The following is a 17,266-nucleotide window of genomic DNA, read 5'->3' as shown; positions in this document are numbered from 1 at the left end:
CGATGCTGGGCAGGCGGGACGACATAAGGGCGTTTCTCAATAAACGGCCCGACAGTGTTCTGATCGAAGTCACTGATGTGAAAGGTTCTGCACCGCGTGATGCAGGTGCTTGGATGCTTGTCGCCCGTGATATGATTTTCCGCACTATCGGCGGTGGCCAGCTCGAATATATGGCGATTGACCACGCCCGCAAAATCCTGGCTGGCGGTAGAGATTCCCCGATGGATGTGCCTCTTGGCCCCGAAATTGGCCAATGCTGCGGTGGCCGCGTGGGCCTAAGCTTCCGGCGGGTTAACCGAGGACTGGCTGAGGACCTTGTTGCCAAAGTTGATGCCGAAATCGCCACCCGCCCGCATATCTATGTTTTTGGTGCTGGCCATGTGGGCGACGCTTTGGCCTATTCGCTATCGCTGACACCTGTACGGGTTATTCTGGTGGATACGCGTGAAGCGGAGCTTATGGCAGTGGATGCTCCCGGCGTCGAAACCTGTCTTGCTGCTATGCCCGAACAGGTGGTGCGCTCGGCACCGCCCGGCAGCGCCTTCATCGTGCTGACCCATGACCATGCGCTTGATTTCTTGATCGTGGCAGAGGCGTTGCAGCGCGACGATGCTCTCTATGTTGGCATGATCGGCTCGAAGTCCAAAAAAGCCACTTTCAAAAACTGGTTGAAACGTGAAATCGGTAGCGATGATTTATTTGAAAATCTCGTCTGTCCGGTTGGCGGCTCAGTCGTGAAAGACAAGCGCCCGGAAGTCATTGCCGCATTGGCTGCGGCAGAAGTTTTAACCGCTGTGCTCGTTTCCAGTAAAGTTTTACAGCCCGCCTAATTCAATTGATCAGGCGGGCGTTATTTACAGTATTTCCAGCAAAAGTGCGAAGCGGTTGTGTGTTGGATAATGCGATAAAAGCAAAGAGTAGAGCGACCTTTGTGCGCCCAAAAGGGCGCACGGCGCTTTAAGCCAGTGCTTCGCGGATCAAGCGCTGGCAGCGTTCCGTCATGAAATCGATGATCAGACGGACCTTCGGGTCCTGAAACCGCTTGTGCGGATAGATCGCAGCAAGCTGAATCGACGCTGGCGGCGTGCTCTCAAGAATTGGCACAAGCCTCCCATCGCGGATATATTCCTTCACCTCAAACAGCGGTTTGTTGATGATTCCGCGTCCACCAAGCGCCCATTGCGTCAATACGTCGCCATCATCGGAGTCATAAGGACCAGTGACTTCGAACTTACGCAGACCTTCCGGCGTTTGCAGCGACCAGTAAAACTCTTTGGAGCCGGGAAACCGCAGCAGAAGGCAATCATATTTGTCGCCCAAAAGCTCTTCCGGCGACTGTGGCGTGCCATGCTTTTCCAGATATTCAGGTGCAGCACAGATCACACGTTCGCAGTTAAGAATACCGCGCATCCGCAAGTTGGAATTTTCCAGAACGCCTAATTTGAAAGCAACATCAACGCTTTCGCTCATGATATCGATCTCATGGTCAGATAGTCGCAGGCGCACTTCGATGTCCGGATATTTGTCGTGAAACTCCGGAATTCCCGATGCGATAAGCCTCCGACCCAGTCCCAGAGGTGCTGTAATGCGAATCGAACCTTTGGGATTCTTGGCAAGTTCGGCGACGGCTGCTTCGGCTTCATCCACTGCTTCGAGGATCTTTAAAGCACCATCATAAAATATGCGGCCATGCTCGGTTGGCGTCAGTTTGCGTGTCGTTCTGTTGAAGAGACGCACACCAAGATGCTTCTCCAACTCCTTGATTCGATTACTTGCAACAGCTGGCGAAGCACGCTGGTCACGGCCTGCTGCTGATAAATTCCCCAATTCGACAACGCGCACAAAAACGCGCAGATTATCAAGATAAGACATGCGTCCCCTCCACGATTGTCTAGATTTTTTTGAAAGTGATGGTCGTGTTGTGACGTTCCCATTGGTGCAAAGCTTTGGCACATAATAAAGTAACGAACAATGGGGCCGCCGCATTGGGCCAAAAATCAATAATGGATTTTTGGAAAACATGATGCGGCAACAAAACAAGACAGAGTGTCCTTTATGCGTCCTTCTGGACGCGACGCGCTCTGAGAATGGGAGTACCGGATGTATGATCTTGCCGTGGCCTGGGACTGGCTGGGCTTCGCAGTGCGGTGGCTACACGTCATCACCGCGATTGCGTGGATCGGCTCGTCTTTCTATTTCATCGCGCTGGACTTAGGACTTCGTCAGCGTCCGGGCTTGCCCGTCGGCGCTTATGGCGAAGAATGGCAGGTCCATGGTGGTGGCTTCTATCATATCCAGAAATATCTGGTTGCCCCCGCCGAGATGCCAGAGCATCTGACATGGTTCAAATGGGAATCCTACGCCACATGGCTGTCGGGCTTCACTTTGCTCTGCATCGTCTATTATGCGGGCGCCGATCTCTATCTGGTCGATCCGAATGTGCTCGATGTATCGGCACCGACGGCAATCGCCATTTCGATCGCTTCGCTGGCGTTTGGCTGGATCGCCTATAACACCATCTGCAAGCTGATGCTCGGCAAGAGCGATACGCTTCTGATGGTCATTCTCTACTGCATTCTGGTGGTGATGGCCTGGGGCTATACGCATCTGTTTACGGGTCGTGCAGCTTTCCTGCATCTGGGAGCTTTTACCGCGACAATCATGTCTGCCAACGTGTTCATGGTCATCATTCCGAACCAGAAAATCGTGGTGGCCGATCTGATTGCCGGTCGCAAGCCAGATCCGAAATACGGCAAGATCGCCAAGCAGCGCTCAACGCATAACAACTATCTGACGCTGCCGGTTCTGTTCTTGATGCTGTCGAACCACTATCCGCTGGCCTTCGGAACCGAATTCAACTGGATCATCGCATCGCTGGTGTTCCTGATGGGTGTCACGATCCGCCACTGGTTCAACACCCAGCACGCTCGCAAGGGTAGCCCGACTTGGACATGGCTGGTGACGGTTATCCTGTTCATCATCATCATGTGGCTGTCGACCGTGCCGAAAATTCTGACCGGAGAGCCGGAAGAACAAAAGGTTTCATCGCTACAGCAGACTTTCATCTCAGACCCGCACTTTGAAAAAGTGCGGGATACTGTTCTGGGACGTTGTGCGATGTGCCACGCCAAAGAGCCAGGTTGGGAAGGCATCATCGTGCCGCCAAAAGGTGTGGTTCTTGAAACAGATAAAGATATCGCGGCCCATGCGCGCGAAATCTATTTGCAGGCTGGTCGTTCCCATGCCATGCCGCCTGCCAATGTCACCGGGGTAAGCAATGAGGAGCGCAAGCTGCTGGCTTCCTGGTATGAATCCGCGACTTCTGGAGCAAAATAACAATGACCAAACTTCTCATCCGTGGCCGCGTGCTGACTTTTCGTGAAGAACCGCAGAGTCTGGATGATGCTCAATCCTATCGATATATCGAAGACGGTGCCGTGCTTGTCGAAAATGGCCGCATTGCGCGCCTGGGCGACTATGCCGATGTCAGCGCTGAAGTGGGCCACGATGTGAAAGTGGCAGACCATCGCCCGCATCTTATTCTGCCGGGTTTCATCGATACTCACATCCATTATCCGCAGACGCAGGTTGTCGCGTCCTATGCGGCCAATCTTCTCGAGTGGCTCAACACCTATACATTCGTCGCAGAGCAGAAATTCGCCGATGAGCAGCACGCAGAATTTATCGCTGAGCGCTTTTTGGACGAATTGATCCGCCATGGCACCACCACCGCCGTCGCTTATTGCTCGGTACACCCGCAGAGCGTCGATGCCTATTTCCGCGCGTCGCAGCATCGCAATATGCGTATGCTTGGCGGTAAGGTGATGATGGATCGCAATGCGCCGCCAGCACTCTGTGATACGGCTCAATCGGGATATGATGACAGCAAGCAGCTGATCGCCCGCTGGCATGGCAAAGATCGACTTGATTATGTGATCACGCCGCGTTTTGCGATCACGTCAACGCCTGAGCAGCTGGAAGCCAGCCAGGTTCTGGCACGCGAGCATCCTGAATGCTTCATCCAGACACATCTTTCGGAAAACCACGAAGAGATTGAGTTCACAAAATCGCTTTACCCGGATGCGCCCGATTATCTCGGCATTTATGAGCATTATGGTTTGCTGGGCAGCAAGACCTTGTTGGGCCATTCCATCCATCTTGAAGAACGCGAAGTGAAGGTGATGGCAGAGACCGGCTCGATTGCCGTTTTCTGCCCGACGTCGAACCTGTTTCTGGGTTCCGGGCTTTTCGATCGCGACCGCCTGAAAGCATCGGGCGTGCGTATGTCAGTTGCTACTGATGTTGGCGGCGGCACCAGTTTTTCGATGCTGCGCACGATGGATGAGGGCTACAAGGTGCTGCAATTGCGTGGAAGCCGCCTCAACCCTTTCCAGTCATTCTACATGATGACACTCGGCAACGCCCGCGCGCTGTCGATGGAAGACAAGATCGGCACGCTCGACGAGGGCACGGAAGCCGATATTGTGGTGCTGGATTCTGCCGCGACATCGCCGATGCGCCTGCGCATGGCCGCAGGGGCTACGCTTGAGCAGGAGTTATTCCTGTTGCAAACGGTTGGCGATGATCGCGCAATTGTCGAAACCTATGTGGCGGGTAAGCCGTTGAAGGCTGAGCTTTCTTAAAGAATCTCTGGAGGAGGGAGAGGGAGGGCCCGCAGCGGAGAAATCTGCTGCGGGTTCTTCTGCTTTTACAACTCTTCCGGTCGCTTGCCACCCATGGTGCGGGTCAGCTCATCGGCTGTCGAGCGGATCAGTGGACCGAGTTCGTCAAGCTTTTGTCGGGGCAGGCGCACCGCAGGTCCGGAGACAGAAATGCCAGCAATCGCTTCGCCATATTCGTTGAAAATGGGCGCCGCTATGCAGCACATGCCGAGCGTATGTTCTTCGTCGTCAATCGACCAGCCGCGCGTGCGGGTTGCCTGAATGTCTTTCAGCAATGCCGGTAAGGTGTCGAGTGTGCGCTGCGTGAAATGTTCAAGCGTTCTGCCAGAGAGCGTGCGCGCGATTTCCGTGTCCGACCATGTGGACAGTACTGCCTTGCCGATGCCCGAGGCGTGGATTGGACCGCGACGACCCGGACGGAAGAAGGCGCGCATCGGCGCGTGGCTTTCAATCTGTGAAATGAACACGACGTCACCGCCGTCCTCAATGCCGATATTTGCGGTTTCGCCGCTCGTTTCCATCAATGATTTAAGATAGGGCCGCGCCAGCGTGCCGAGCTTGCGGAAGCGGCGAAAAGCGTTGCCAATCTCGAAAGCCTTGACGCCAATGGTCCAGTCGCCGGTTTCTACATCATGCGAAACCATGCCGTGATTGGCGAGCGATGAGAGAAGCCGATGAACGGTAGAAGGAGCCATGCCACTGGCATCGGCGAGGTCGGTTAATGTCGAGCCGTCATTCTCGGCAATGAGCGCCAGAAGCTTGAGACTGCGATCTAAAACCTGAACGGACGAGGGCGCGGCATTCTCCGCTGCCTTGCGGCCACGCTTTGCTTTTGCCTGTTCCATGTGCCGCCTCCGATTCCCTGTTCTTTCATCACTACCCCATGATCGTAATCTCGGGAAGTGCGCGGCGATTATCTCCATTCCGTTGAAAATCTTTATTTCCATCTAATGGTATGCATTTCCATTTTTTGGATATAGCTTTTAATTATGGATTAGCTTTCCGCTGGAGGAGATTAACATGGCCAGAATGCGTGCAGTCGATGCAGCCGTACTTGTGCTGGAAAAAGAAGGGATCAATTGCGCATTCGGTGTGCCGGGCGCTGCGATCAACCCATTTTATTCGGCCATGAAGGCACGGGGTTCCATCCGTCACATTCTTGCGCGACACGTTGAAGGTGCTTCGCACATGGCGGAAGGCTACACCCGCGCAAAGCATGGCAATATTGGCCTGTGCATCGGAACGTCCGGCCCGGCTGGTACAGACATGATTACCGGCCTTTATTCGGCCTCTGCCGATTCAATTCCAATCCTCTGCGTTACAGGCCAAGCCCCCCGCGCGCGTCTCGACAAAGAGGACTTTCAGGCAGTCGATATTGCCAAGATTGCGGCCCCCGTTACCAAATGGGCGGTCACGGTCATGGAGCCAGCACTGGTGCCTTTTGTTTTCCAGAAGGCCTTTCATATCATGAAGTCGGGTCGCCCCGGCCCGGTGTTGATCGATCTGCCGATCGATGTCCAGCTCGCCGAAATCGAGTTTGACATCGATACCTATCAGCCGATGGAAGCATATAAGCCCTCGGCCACCCGCGCACAGGCCGAAAAGGCCATCGCGATGTTGAACGACGCGGAACATCCGTTAATCGTTGCAGGCGGCGGCATCATCAACGCCGATGCTTCCGATCTTCTGGTTGAATTTGCTGAGATCACCGGCATTCCGGTTATCCCGACCCTGATGGGCTGGGGCGTCATCCCTGATGACCACCGCCTGATGGCGGGCATGTGTGGCCTTCAAACCTCGCATCGTTATGGCAATGCAACGCTACTGGCCTCCGACATGGTGATCGGCATCGGAAACCGCTGGGCAAACCGTCATACCGGCAATGTCGATACCTATAAAAAGGATCGCAAATTTATCCATGTCGACATCGAACCAACCCAGATCGGCCGCGTTTTCGCACCGGATTTCGGGATTGTTTCGGATGCTGGCAAAGCCCTGAAACTGTTGCTGGATGTCGCCACCGAATGGAAGTCTGCAGGCAAACTGCGTGACTGGTCAGGCTGGGCGCAGGAATGTGGTGAGCGCAAGAAAACCATGTTGCGCAAGACGCATTTCGATCAGACACCATTGAAGCCCCAACGCGTTTATGAGGAAATGAACAAGGCATTTGGCCGCGACACTTGTTATGTCACGACCATTGGTCTGAGCCAGATTGCCGGTGCGCAGTTCCTGCATGTTTATCGTCCACGCAACTGGATCAATTGCGGGCAGGCAGGCCCATTGGGCTGGACATTGCCGGCAGCACTCGGGGTTCGCGCGGCCGACCCTGATCGTCCGATTGTTGCCCTGTCTGGCGATTATGATTTCCAGTTTATGATTGAGGAACTGGCGGTCGGCGCACAGCACAAGCTGCCTTACATTCATGTCGTCGTGAACAATTCCTATCTCGGCCTGATCCGTCAGGCGCAGCGCGGCTTTAATATGGATTTCGAGGTCAGTCTTGCCTTCGATAACATCAATGCATCGGGTGATGCGGAAAAGGGTTACGGCGTCGATCATGTAGCGGTTGCCGAAGGCCTCGGCTGTAAGGCGATCCGCGTTCGAAGCCCGAACCAGTTCGCGGAAGGGTTCGAACAGGCAAAGGCGCTGATGGAAGAGCATCAGGTGCCGGTCGTTCTCGAGTTCATCCTTGAGCGTGTCACCAATATTTCCATGGGCGCCGATATCGATCAGGTGGTCGAGTTCGAAGAACTGGCCGAGCGTGGCGAAGATGCGCCAACGGCGATTGCCATGCTGCTGGATTAAAAATGAGCAATTGCAGGAAAACTGTGAAGCGGTTTTCCGTTTGCAATTGCGTAGAAAAATAGAGGAGGCGGAAATGCCAAGATTTGCAGCCAATCTCACCATGCTTTTCAACGAAGTGCCGTTTATGGATCGCTTCGCTCTGGCCGCCAAAGCCGGTTTCACAGGGGTGGAATATCTCTTCCCCTATGACTTCAATCGCCATGAGCTGAAAGCCGCACTCGCCAAGCACAATCTGGCACAGGTGTTGCACAATCTGCCTGCGGGCAACTGGGGTGGGGGCGAGCGCGGTATCGCGGTTCTGCCGGATCGTATCGATGAATTCCGCCGCGGCGTCGCCGACGCGATTGACTATGCGACAGCGCTTAACTGTTCGCAGGTCAATTGCCTTGCAGGCATTGCCCCTCAAGGCGTTGACCCGGATGTGTTACGCGCAACCTTCGTCAGCAATCTCAGGCTTGCTGCAAAGGAACTTGGCAAGCACGGCATTCGCCTGCTGATCGAACCGATCAATCACTATGATATTCCGGGCTTTTATCTCAATACGGTCGAACAGGCAGTGTCGATCATCGATGAGGTGGGCAGCAACAATCTGTTCATTCAATATGATCTTTATCACCAGCAGCGCACGCGCGGCGAACTGATTGCCACTTATGAACGCTACAAGCCGCTGATTGCCCACGTTCAACTAGCCGATAATCCGGGCCGCAACGAACCGGGCACCGGCGAAATCAACTATCCATATGTGTTCGAAGCGTTGAAAAATGCTGGCTACAAGGGCTGGATCGGTTGCGAATATAAGCCAAAGACCACCACCGAGGAAGGACTTGGCTGGTTCAAACAGGATGAAGCCGAACGGCTTACCGCATAGGGGGAACGGTTATGACAAATATTGGTTTTATCGGGCTTGGCATCATGGGCAAGCCAATGGCGCAGCATTTGCAAAATGCAGGCCATCAGCTCTTTACTTCAAAGCACACGCAACCGCCGCACAAGGATTTGCTCGATGCAGGGCTGGGCGTTCTTGAAACGCCAAAGGCAGTCGCAGCCGAATGCGAGACAATCATTCTCATGCTGCCAGATACGCCGCAGGTAGCGGACGTTCTGTTCAGTGAAAATGGTGTTGCCGAAGGTTTGGGCAAAGGCAAGACGCTGATCGATATGAGTTCGATTTCGCCGATTGAAACCAAGGAGTTTGCAAAGAAAGTCCGCGCAACCGGTGCCGAATATATCGATGCGCCTGTGTCTGGCGGCGAGGTTGGTGCGAAAAATGCCAGCCTTTCCATCATGGCAGGCGGTGCGCAGGATGCTTTTGACAAGGCGCTGCCACTGCTGAAACTCATGGGCAAAAACATCACGCTTGTTGGTGATTGCGGCGACGGCCAGACAACCAAGGTCGCCAATCAGATTATTGTCGCGCTTAATATTGAAGCCGTAGCCGAAGCGCTGGTCTTCGCGTCCAAAGCGGGGGCTGATCCAGCCAAGGTGCGCGAAGCACTGATGGGAGGGTTCGCGTCATCGCGCATTCTGGAGGTGCATGGCGAACGCATGATCAAGCGCACATTCGATCCGGGTTTCCGAATTTCGCTGCACCAGAAGGATTTGAACCTTGCATTGCAGGGCGCAAAGGCTCTCGGCGTTTCGCTTCCTAACACCGCAACCGCTCAGGAATTGTTCAATTCCTGTGCAGCACACGGCGATGATGGTCTCGATCATTCGGGACTGGTGCGCGCGCTGGAGCGCATGGCGAACCATGATGTTGCCTAGTCCCCAAGTTTGATTTCTCTGGAGGGGAGAGGGTGGAGCTGGTTATCTGGAGGGAGATGGCCGGCTCCATTGCTTTTATATGCGCAGCACGAAATAGTGCTGATTATCGCTTTCTTACGCGCATCTTGTCCGAAAACCGTTTCACACTTTTCGGGATGCGCTCTAAAAACAATAATCAATGTCGGGAATCTCATGACTGCTATCACCGATCCGAAGAAGTTTCTGACCAGTCTGTTCGATGCAGCGGTTGCGGCGGCTGATCCTGAACTGGTGATCCGCGCCAATCTGCCTGCCAAGCCCAAAGGCCGGACGATTGTGATTGGTGCAGGCAAAGGGTCGGCACAGATGGCAGCCGCTTTCGAACGCGCATGGGCAGAGCGGCATGAGGGCGAGGACGCACCAATCGAAGGCATCGTCGTCACGCGCTACGGCTATGGCGCGCCTTGCAAGACCATCGAGATCATTGAGGCATCGCACCCGGTGCCTGATGATGCCGGGCTTGCGGCCTCAAAACGGCTGTTCGATGCTGTGTCCAACCTCACCGAAGATGATCTTGTTGTGGCGCTTATTTCTGGTGGTGGTTCTGCTTTGCTGCCATCGCCGCCTGAAGGTCTGACGCTTGCCGACGAAATTGCGGTCAACAAAGCGTTGCTCGCCTCTGGTGCGCCAATCTCGGCCATGAATGCGGTGCGAAAACACCTGTCGACCATTAAAGGCGGGAGGCTGGCAGCGCACGCACATCCGGCAAAAGTCTTCTCGCTGGTGGTTTCCGATATTCCCGGCGACAATCCTGCTTTTGTCGCTTCAGGCCCGACGGTGCCTGATGCAACATCTCGCGATGACGCGCTCAAAATCATCGAACGTTACAAGCTTGAACTTCCCGATGCGGTGCTCGCGCATATCAAAAGCGAGAAGGCTCATGCACCGAAGCCTGATGATAAAATCTTTGGCGATAACGAAGTGCGGGTGATTGCATCCGCAGCTGTTTCGCTGGAAGCAGCCGTAAAGGAAGCTGAGCGTCATGGGGTCGAGGCGGTGATCCTGTCCGATTCAATGGAAGGTGAAGCACGCGAAGTGGCACATGTTCATGCAGCAATCGCGCGCGAAGTGGCGGATCGTGATCGCCCGTTCAAAAAACCGATTGTGCTGCTTTCCGGTGGTGAGACCACCGTAACCATCCGCGCCAAAGGCGGCAAGGGTGGTCGCAACAGCGAGTTTCTGCTGGCTTTCGCGCTTGATATTGATGGCTATGGGAATATTCACGCACTGGCTGCGGATACGGATGGCATCGATGGTTCGGAAGACAATGCAGGTGCCTTTGCGGATGGGACAACGGTTTCGCGGCTGCAAAAGGCTGGCGAAGATGGCGCTGCACGGCTCAACGCCAATGATGCATGGAGCGCATTTGACGCTATCGGTGATCTGTTCGTGCCGGGGCCAACCGGCACCAATGTCAATGATCTCCGCGCTATTCTGATAACGGGCTAGCGCTCAAGCAAAAGGGGGAGGGGGCGTTAAGTTATAACGACTCAGAATCCGTAATCGGGATTCTGTTATAACGAATCATCCTTCTTTGCGGGAAAGCGGTCATCATCGATCAAAATGCGGTTGGCGGCGCCGTCGAGGTCGTCATACTGGCCGTTTTTCAATGACCATAGAAAGCCTGCAAGGCCCAGAACACCCAGGCCAAGCGCAATAGGAATAAGGAAAAGCAGTCCGCTCATTTGTGCGCTTCCTTGAGAACAACAGCAGGTGCGACAGTGGTTTGCGCCTGCTGTTTTTGTTTTCCTGCCCTTAGCCGCATGGCGTTGCTGACAACCACAATAGAGGACAGCGACATCGAAAGTGCAGCCACCAATGGTGTCACATAACCAAAAATCGCAATCGGCACAGCAATGATATTATAGCCGATGGAAAGTGCGAAGTTCTGGCTTATTAACCGGCCTGCTTCTTTTGACACGGCAAAAGCCAGCGGCACGGCAGCGAGGCTTTCGCGCAGGAATACGAAGTCGGCAGCGTTACGGCCAATATCGGCAGCGGTTGCCGGCGCCATGGAAACATGGGCCGCAACAAGGGCAGGAGCGTCATTCAACCCGTCGCCGACCATCAGTACTTTACGACCATTGCTGGTCAGTTCCTGCACAAGCTGTGACTTGTCCGCAGGCAGCACTTCACCGCGATAAGTATCGACACCAAGATAACCGGCAAGCTTTTGCACTGCGGGCTGTTTGTCGCCGGAAATGATTTCCAGCTTCAAACCATTGCGTTTCAGCGCGCCGATGGCGCTCGCTGCATCCTCGCGCGGCTGATCTTCAAAGCGGAAAGTTTGAACCAGCTTGCCATCGATTGATAGGCAAGTTTCAGGACCATCGGAGGCAGCAGCATTGGCATCGCTGTCCGCCCATTCGCGCTTGCCAAGTCGATAGATCGTGCCGTTCAGCTCGGCTTCAATGCCAGCACCCGGAATTTCCTCAATTCGGGTGAAGGCAGTCATTGGCTTTGCGCCTGAAAACAGTGCAAGCGCTCGCGAAAGCGGATGGCGCGAATAAAGAGAAAGCTCAGACGCGATCTCGAGATTGTTCGGGTTGATTGCATCAAGATCGATCAGGCGGGGCTGACCAAGTGTCAGCGTACCGGTCTTGTCGAATACAGCCGTATCGATCTCGGCCATACGCTCCATGGCAGAGCCGTCCTTGATCATAATGCCGTTTTCAAACAGGCGACGGGCTGCCACCACCTGAACGATTGGCACCGCAAGCGCCAGTGCACAGGGGCAGGTGATGATGAGCGTGCAGATCGCAATATATATCGAGCGATACCAGTCGCCGCCGGTATAGATCATCCAACCGACAAAGGCTGCAAAGGCAATCGTATGCACCATCGGCACATAAAGTTCCGAGGCCCGGTCAGCCAGACGGCGATAAAAAGCGCGACCGCCTTCGGCAACGTCCATCAGACGCACCATTTCAGCAAGAAACGAATCCTTGGCTTCAGCGGTTGCGCGAATGACGAGCGGGGCGGAGAGGTTCATGGTTCCTGCACGAATATCCGAGCCGGGACCGACTGGAACCGCATCGCTTTCGCCTGATGCAATCGCGCAATCAAGCTCTGAACGACCGTCTTCGACTTTTGCGTCCACAGGCACACGTTCGCCTGCGGCAAGGATGATCCGCATTCCGGGACGGATTTCATTGACCGGCAGATAGTTGCGCTCGTCATTGTCGCCGATCACCACGGCACCACGCGGGCTTAATTGTGCCAAACCACGCACGGCGGAGCGTGCGCGTGCGCGCATCAGATAATCGAGCGTGCGGCCAATCAGCAGGAAGAACAACAGCGAGACAGAAGCGTCGAAATAGGCGTGCTGGCCATGGTTCATCGTCTCATAAACGCTCATGCCGAAGGCAAGCGAAATGGCGAGCGCAATCGGCACATCCATGTTCACGCGACGGGTGCGCAGCGCATTCCAGGCGGAAACATAGAAAATCCGGCCCGAATAAATCAGGGTCGGCAGGGCGATCAGACCGGAAATCCAATGAAACATATCGCGGGTGGCAGCATCCGCACCCGACCAGACCGCAACCGACAACAGCATCACATTGCTCGATGCAAAGGCTGCAACACCAAGCGCGATCAACAGCCGCGTGAAGGTCGGATCTTTGTCCTGCACCATATCGAAAATATGCGCTTCATAACCGAGACGGCGCAGCGGATCGACAACATCAGGCGGAGTTTCACCATCCTTCCAGCGAATGGTGACGCGACGCGCTGTCAGGTTGACGCGGACATAGGCAACACCGCTGATTTTGCCGAGCGCATCTTCGATTGTCTTGATGCAAAGGCCGCAGTGAACACCGGGAACCGAGAGATCGAGCTGGCGCAAACCATCGCCGAGCGCACGACTTGCAACCTGCATTTCATCCGGCGAAACGGCCTGAATGACGGTGGCTATCTGTGCATTTTCAACGCAGCAACTCATAAGATCCTCCCGTCCTTCACCAGAACACGGATGATGTGGCGATAAGGGTCGTCGAGGCCGTAATCTTTACTGGCGTCGGCATTGACTTCCATGATCCACGCGCCTTCACCAAGCTCAAGCGGTGCTGTCAGAACACCTTCTTCCGCAACAGTGAGCGAGACTTTGGTGTCATGCACATCGCCGACCGGGCGTTTGAAATCGACGGTGCCGCCGGTCAAAGTAATGGCCTTGCCTTCACGGTCGGTCAGGCGCCATGTAAATACACCTTCCGCGAAGGTCGGCTGTGACTGCCATTGAAGCGCCGCCTGTTCTTTGCCGGTTTCGGCTTTATCGTTGAACTCCTGACTTGCGACATAGGTGTTCTTGACGACAAGCCCGCTCCAGCTGCTGACGGCCTTGTAAGCCATCGTGATGTTGACGGCGATAATGACGCCGAAGAATGCAACCATGATACCCAGCATGTGCCAACCGGTGAATGCGCCTGAAGTCTTCGTTTTCACTGACATTATCTGCCCTCCGGAGCCATGAAGGTTGCTTTGTAGCGCGCGTGTTCTGCGCCGTCCGCATCACGCACTTCGATTTCGTAGTCCTTGCGGTTCTCGGTGATTGCGCTATGCGGCATGGTCACGAAAACGCGCAGAGTTTTCAGGCGATCCGGTTCGACCGGAATATCGTAATTGCCATCGGCATCGGGTGTCTCGTCCTGAACCGTAATTTCCGCCCCCGGCAAACCTTCGATCGAAAGCCGGAAAGTACGCGGAACCGGGATCATGTTAAGCAGCTTGACCGTGTAACCGTTGCGGATCGAACCATCGGACAACAACACATATTGTGGCGTCCGGTCGTGCAGCACATTGATGCCGATCCGCTGACGCATGGAAAGCGAAATCACCAGCGTCAGGCCGATCAGCGCCCAGACAATGAAATAGAAGATACTGCGCGGGCGCAGCACTTTCTTCCAGGAAAGCTTCTGGACCTTATCCGAGAACGTATTCGGTGCTTTGTAGACGCGGGCAGGGTCAATGGTTGCAGTGCCATCATTGGTGGCAAGCGCCATATTGAAATTGTAATCGGCAAGCGTCGCATAGGAGATGAGGCCGCGTTCCTTGCCAACCTTGTCCATCACACTGTCGCAGGCATCAATGCAAAGCGCACAGGTGATGCATTCAAGCTGTTGCCCGTCGCGAATATCGATACCCATAGGGCAGGCCGCAACGCAGGCGTTGCAATCCACGCAATCGCCAACGGTTTCGCCCGCGGCAATTGCCTTCTTGGAATGGCGTGAACGCGGTTCGCCGCGCCAGTCATTATAGGTGACGGTGAGCGAATTCTCATCGAGCATTGCTGCCTGAATACGTGGCCAGGGGCACATATAGGTGCAGACCTGCTCGCGCATCAGACCGCCGAAAATATAAGTTGTAGCGGTCAGGATCGCGACGGTCATATAGGCGACGGGCGCGGCATGGCCCGTCACAAAATCCATCAGCAGCGTTGGCGCATCGGCAAAATAGAAGATCCACGCACCACCCGTCAGAACGCCGATCAGCAGCCAGACCGCGTGTTTGGTCACGCGCTTCCAGACCTTGTCGAAGCTCCATGGAGCCTTGTCGAGCTTCATGCGTGCATTGCGGTCGCCTTCGATGGCGCGCTCGACAACAAGATAAAGATCAACCCAGACGGTCTGTGGGCAGGTATAGCCGCACCATGCGCGACCCGCGACAGAGGTTACAAGAAACAGGCCAAGGCCCGCCATGATAAGCAGGCCCGCCACGTAGTAGAATTCCTGTGGCCAGATTTCGATGAAGAAGAAATAGAAACGGCGGTTGGCAAGATCTATCAAGACCGCCTGATCCGGCGCATAAGGCCCGCGATCCCAGCGCAACCAAGGCGTCAGATAGTAGATCCCCAATGTGATGAGCATGACGAGCCACTTGAAGCGCCGGAACTGACCCTGGACGCGCTTCGGAAATATCTTCACCCGCGCCGCATAAAGCGACTGGCGGATCTTGGGGGAATTGACTGCCTGAACGTCTATCCGTTCGACATCATCTGACATTTGCCTTGCTCCTGAAGCATGGTGCCGGACAGACAGAAGCTGGCTTGCCGGTCATATCACGCTTGCAATGATTGAGAGCGGGGTGGTTATTCGCCGTCCGTTCTGATGCATTTCCAGTTCGGCTGGCCCTGCTTTTCCGTCTAAGCGGGGCCAGTTACTTTTATTCACGCACATCCCGAAAACCGGTTCCGACTTTTCGGGGTGTGCTTGTGTGTTATTCGCCACCACCAAGCGAGTGGACGAAGATTGCGAGCTGTTTAACCGTCGCATCACCAAGGCGCGCTTCCCAGGCAGGCATTACGCCATGCTTTGGATGAGAGACCTGGCGGGCAATGGCGTCTTCACCAGAACCATAGAACCAGATCGCGTCGGTGAGGTTTGGTGCGCCGAACTCGCGCATACCCTTGGCATCGCCGCCATGACAGACCGCACAGTTTTCGCTGAAGACCTTCTGGCCTTCTGGAATCATAGCGGGATCATGGGGTGTACCGGAAAGGCTGACCACATAGGCTGCCACTTCACGCACCTGCTGTGGTTCGAGAACATCAGCAAAAGCAGGCATCTCGGAAACACGGGTTTCACTGTCGTCAGGCGAGCGAACACCATGACGAATGGTCGTCAGAATGTCGTCAACCGAGCCGCCCCACAGCCAATCGTCATCGTTCAGGTTCGGATAGCCGGGTGCTCCCTGCGCACCAGAGCCATGGCACTGTACGCAATTGACGCGGAACGCTGCAGCGCCGCCTGCAATCGCATATTGGCGCAGATTTTCATCAGCCAGAATCTCATGCACATCCTTGGCCTTGATCTGGTCGATGATACCCTGACGACCGGCAGCAATCTCTGCATTTTCTTTCCAGAAATCGCCGCGGCTCGACCAACCGATCAAACCAGCCGTTGAGTTGGAAATCAGCGGCCATGCCGGATAGGCGATCACATAGGCAAGAGCCCAGACAATCGTTGCATAGAAGGTCCACAGCCACCAGCGCGGCATTGGATTGTCGAGTTCCCTGATGCCGTCCCATTCATGGCCGGTGGTCTCAACGCCACTGACTTCATCAATCTGTTTGTCAGTCATTTTTCTCGTCCTTGAATGGAATTTCTTTCGCTTCATCAGCCTTCTTTTTGCTTCCCGGACGGAAGGCAAAAAGAATGACAAAGACAAAGAAGAGAGCCATGGCAAGCAGGCCCCAGCTATCGGCGAAAGTGCGTAGGGTATTGTAATCCATCGCTAAATCTCCGCTTTATCTTGCTTTGGGGGACTGATCGTAGGTCGAGAAGTCAACGAGGGTGCCGAGCATCTGCAGATAGGCGATCAGCGCGTCCATCTCCGAAATGACCTGCGGATTGCCGTCAAAATCGCCAAGGCGTGCCTTGGGATAACGACCCTCGATGCCGGACGTATCGGCGTTTGGATCGGCCTGTGCCTGAAGGTCAGCGAGTGCGTTGTCGACCATCTCCTGCGTGTAAGGAACGCCGACCGCCACATTGGCCTTCAGATTGGCTGCAATATTGTTGGCATCAAGCGGACGGTCCTTCAGGAAGGCATAGCTTGGCATGACCGATTCCGGCACCACGTCACGCGGGCGGATGAGGTGCTGTACATGCCATTCATTGGAATAACGACCGCCAACGCGCGCAAGGTCAGGCCCTGTGCGTTTTGAGCCCCACTGGAACGAATGGTCGTACATGGATTCTGCCGCCAGAGAGTAATGGCCGTAGCGCTCCACTTCATCGCGGAACGGACGGATCATCTGGCTGTGGCAGAGGTAGCAGCCTTCACGCACATAGATGTCGCGGCCCGCGAGTTCCAACGGTGAATAGGGACGCATGCCTTCCACTTTCTCGATGGTATTTTCGAGATAGAACAGCGGTGCGATTTCAATGATGCCACCGACCGTTACCACGGCAAGCGAAGCAATCAGCAGCAGCGTTGCATTTCTCTCCAGCTTGGAGTGTTTTTTGAGGATAGACATAAAT

The 17,266-nt window shown here is 54.9% G+C and carries 16 protein-coding genes; 7 read left to right on the top strand and 9 right to left on the bottom strand.

From position 1 onward, the window contains the following. Nucleotides 1-2: 2 nt before the first annotated feature. Nucleotides 3-830: a xanthine dehydrogenase accessory protein XdhC gene (gene xdhC, locus ABWV94_RS04195; RefSeq protein ID WP_007873571.1), complete on the top strand. Its 828-nt coding sequence runs from the start codon at nt 3-5 to the stop codon at nt 828-830. Between the two features lie 127 nt (nt 831-957). On the opposite strand, the gene ABWV94_RS04190 is transcribed toward xdhC, so the two are convergent. Further along, entirely contained in the window at nt 958-1,872 is a 915-nt protein-coding gene (locus ABWV94_RS04190; protein ID WP_007873581.1) for a LysR family transcriptional regulator, read from the bottom strand. Nucleotides 1,873-2,100: 228 nt separating this feature from the next. Here ABWV94_RS04190 and ABWV94_RS04185 point away from each other — a divergent pair, with 228 nt between their 5' ends. Beyond that, nucleotides 2,101-3,336, top strand: a complete 1,236-nt coding sequence (locus tag ABWV94_RS04185) for a urate hydroxylase PuuD (protein ID WP_007873587.1) — start codon at nt 2,101-2,103, stop codon at nt 3,334-3,336. A 2-nt stretch (nt 3,337-3,338) separates the two neighbouring features. Next, a complete protein-coding gene (gene guaD, locus ABWV94_RS04180; protein ID WP_105518183.1) occupies nt 3,339-4,643 on the top strand; it encodes a guanine deaminase in 1,305 nt (434 codons plus the stop codon). Nucleotides 4,644-4,708: 65 nt separating this feature from the next. Here the strand turns inward: guaD and ABWV94_RS04175 are convergent, their stop codons facing one another. Further along, a complete protein-coding gene (locus tag ABWV94_RS04175; protein ID WP_112808085.1) occupies nt 4,709-5,527 on the bottom strand; it encodes an IclR family transcriptional regulator in 819 nt (272 codons plus the stop codon). Between the two features lie 175 nt (nt 5,528-5,702). Between ABWV94_RS04175 and gcl the strand changes: the two genes are divergently transcribed. The 4 genes from gcl to ABWV94_RS04155 all read left to right on the top strand — a co-directional run bounded on the left by gcl (nt 5,703) and on the right by ABWV94_RS04155 (nt 10,739). Next, nucleotides 5,703-7,487, top strand: coding sequence for a glyoxylate carboligase (gene gcl / locus ABWV94_RS04170; RefSeq protein ID WP_200635467.1), 1,785 nt, complete (start codon nt 5,703-5,705; stop codon nt 7,485-7,487). A gap of 73 nt (nt 7,488-7,560) precedes the next feature. After that, a complete protein-coding gene (gene hyi / locus ABWV94_RS04165) occupies nt 7,561-8,355 on the top strand; it encodes a hydroxypyruvate isomerase (protein ID WP_079211521.1) in 795 nt (264 codons plus the stop codon). Nucleotides 8,356-8,366: 11 nt separating this feature from the next. Beyond that, nucleotides 8,367-9,251 carry a 2-hydroxy-3-oxopropionate reductase gene (locus ABWV94_RS04160; protein ID WP_113495971.1) on the top strand — a complete coding sequence of 295 codons (885 nt, stop codon included), beginning with the start codon at nt 8,367-8,369 and terminating at the stop codon, nt 9,249-9,251. Between the two features lie 192 nt (nt 9,252-9,443). Further along, complete coding sequence (locus ABWV94_RS04155) at nt 9,444-10,739, top strand: glycerate kinase type-2 family protein (protein WP_113495970.1); 1,296 nt, start codon at nt 9,444-9,446, stop codon at nt 10,737-10,739. A 65-nt stretch (nt 10,740-10,804) separates the two neighbouring features. Here the strand turns inward: ABWV94_RS04155 and ccoS are convergent, their stop codons facing one another. From ccoS to ccoO, 7 genes are all read right to left on the bottom strand, one after another. Continuing rightward, a complete protein-coding gene (gene ccoS, locus ABWV94_RS04150) occupies nt 10,805-10,975 on the bottom strand; it encodes a cbb3-type cytochrome oxidase assembly protein CcoS (protein WP_112808079.1) in 171 nt (56 codons plus the stop codon). After that, nucleotides 10,972-13,230 carry a cation-translocating P-type ATPase gene (locus tag ABWV94_RS04145; protein WP_353412683.1) on the bottom strand — a complete coding sequence of 753 codons (2,259 nt, stop codon included), beginning with the start codon at nt 13,228-13,230 and terminating at the stop codon, nt 10,972-10,974. The genes ccoS and ABWV94_RS04145 overlap by 4 nt, the downstream gene beginning before the upstream one ends. Then, entirely contained in the window at nt 13,227-13,736 is a 510-nt protein-coding gene (locus ABWV94_RS04140) for a FixH family protein (protein WP_079211524.1), read from the bottom strand. The genes ABWV94_RS04145 and ABWV94_RS04140 overlap by 4 nt, the downstream gene beginning before the upstream one ends. Beyond that, entirely contained in the window at nt 13,736-15,286 is a 1,551-nt protein-coding gene (gene ccoG, locus ABWV94_RS04135) for a cytochrome c oxidase accessory protein CcoG (RefSeq protein WP_064320202.1), read from the bottom strand. The genes ABWV94_RS04140 and ccoG overlap by 1 nt, the downstream gene beginning before the upstream one ends. A gap of 214 nt (nt 15,287-15,500) precedes the next feature. Beyond that, a complete protein-coding gene (ccoP, locus tag ABWV94_RS04130; RefSeq protein ID WP_007873603.1) occupies nt 15,501-16,364 on the bottom strand; it encodes a cytochrome-c oxidase, cbb3-type subunit III in 864 nt (287 codons plus the stop codon). Then, complete coding sequence (locus tag ABWV94_RS04125; protein WP_007873604.1) at nt 16,357-16,515, bottom strand: CcoQ/FixQ family Cbb3-type cytochrome c oxidase assembly chaperone; 159 nt, start codon at nt 16,513-16,515, stop codon at nt 16,357-16,359. The genes ccoP and ABWV94_RS04125 overlap by 8 nt, the downstream gene beginning before the upstream one ends. 15 nt (nt 16,516-16,530) lie before the next feature. Further along, entirely contained in the window at nt 16,531-17,262 is a 732-nt protein-coding gene (gene ccoO, locus ABWV94_RS04120) for a cytochrome-c oxidase, cbb3-type subunit II (protein WP_113495968.1), read from the bottom strand. Nucleotides 17,263-17,266: the final 4 nt, after the last annotated feature.

The sequence above is a fragment of the Brucella sp. NBRC 12953 genome (assembly GCF_040369775.1).
GTDB classification, from domain to species: domain Bacteria; phylum Pseudomonadota; class Alphaproteobacteria; order Rhizobiales; family Rhizobiaceae; genus Brucella; species Brucella pseudogrignonensis.
This window is presented reverse-complemented; position numbering and strand designations above follow the sequence as displayed.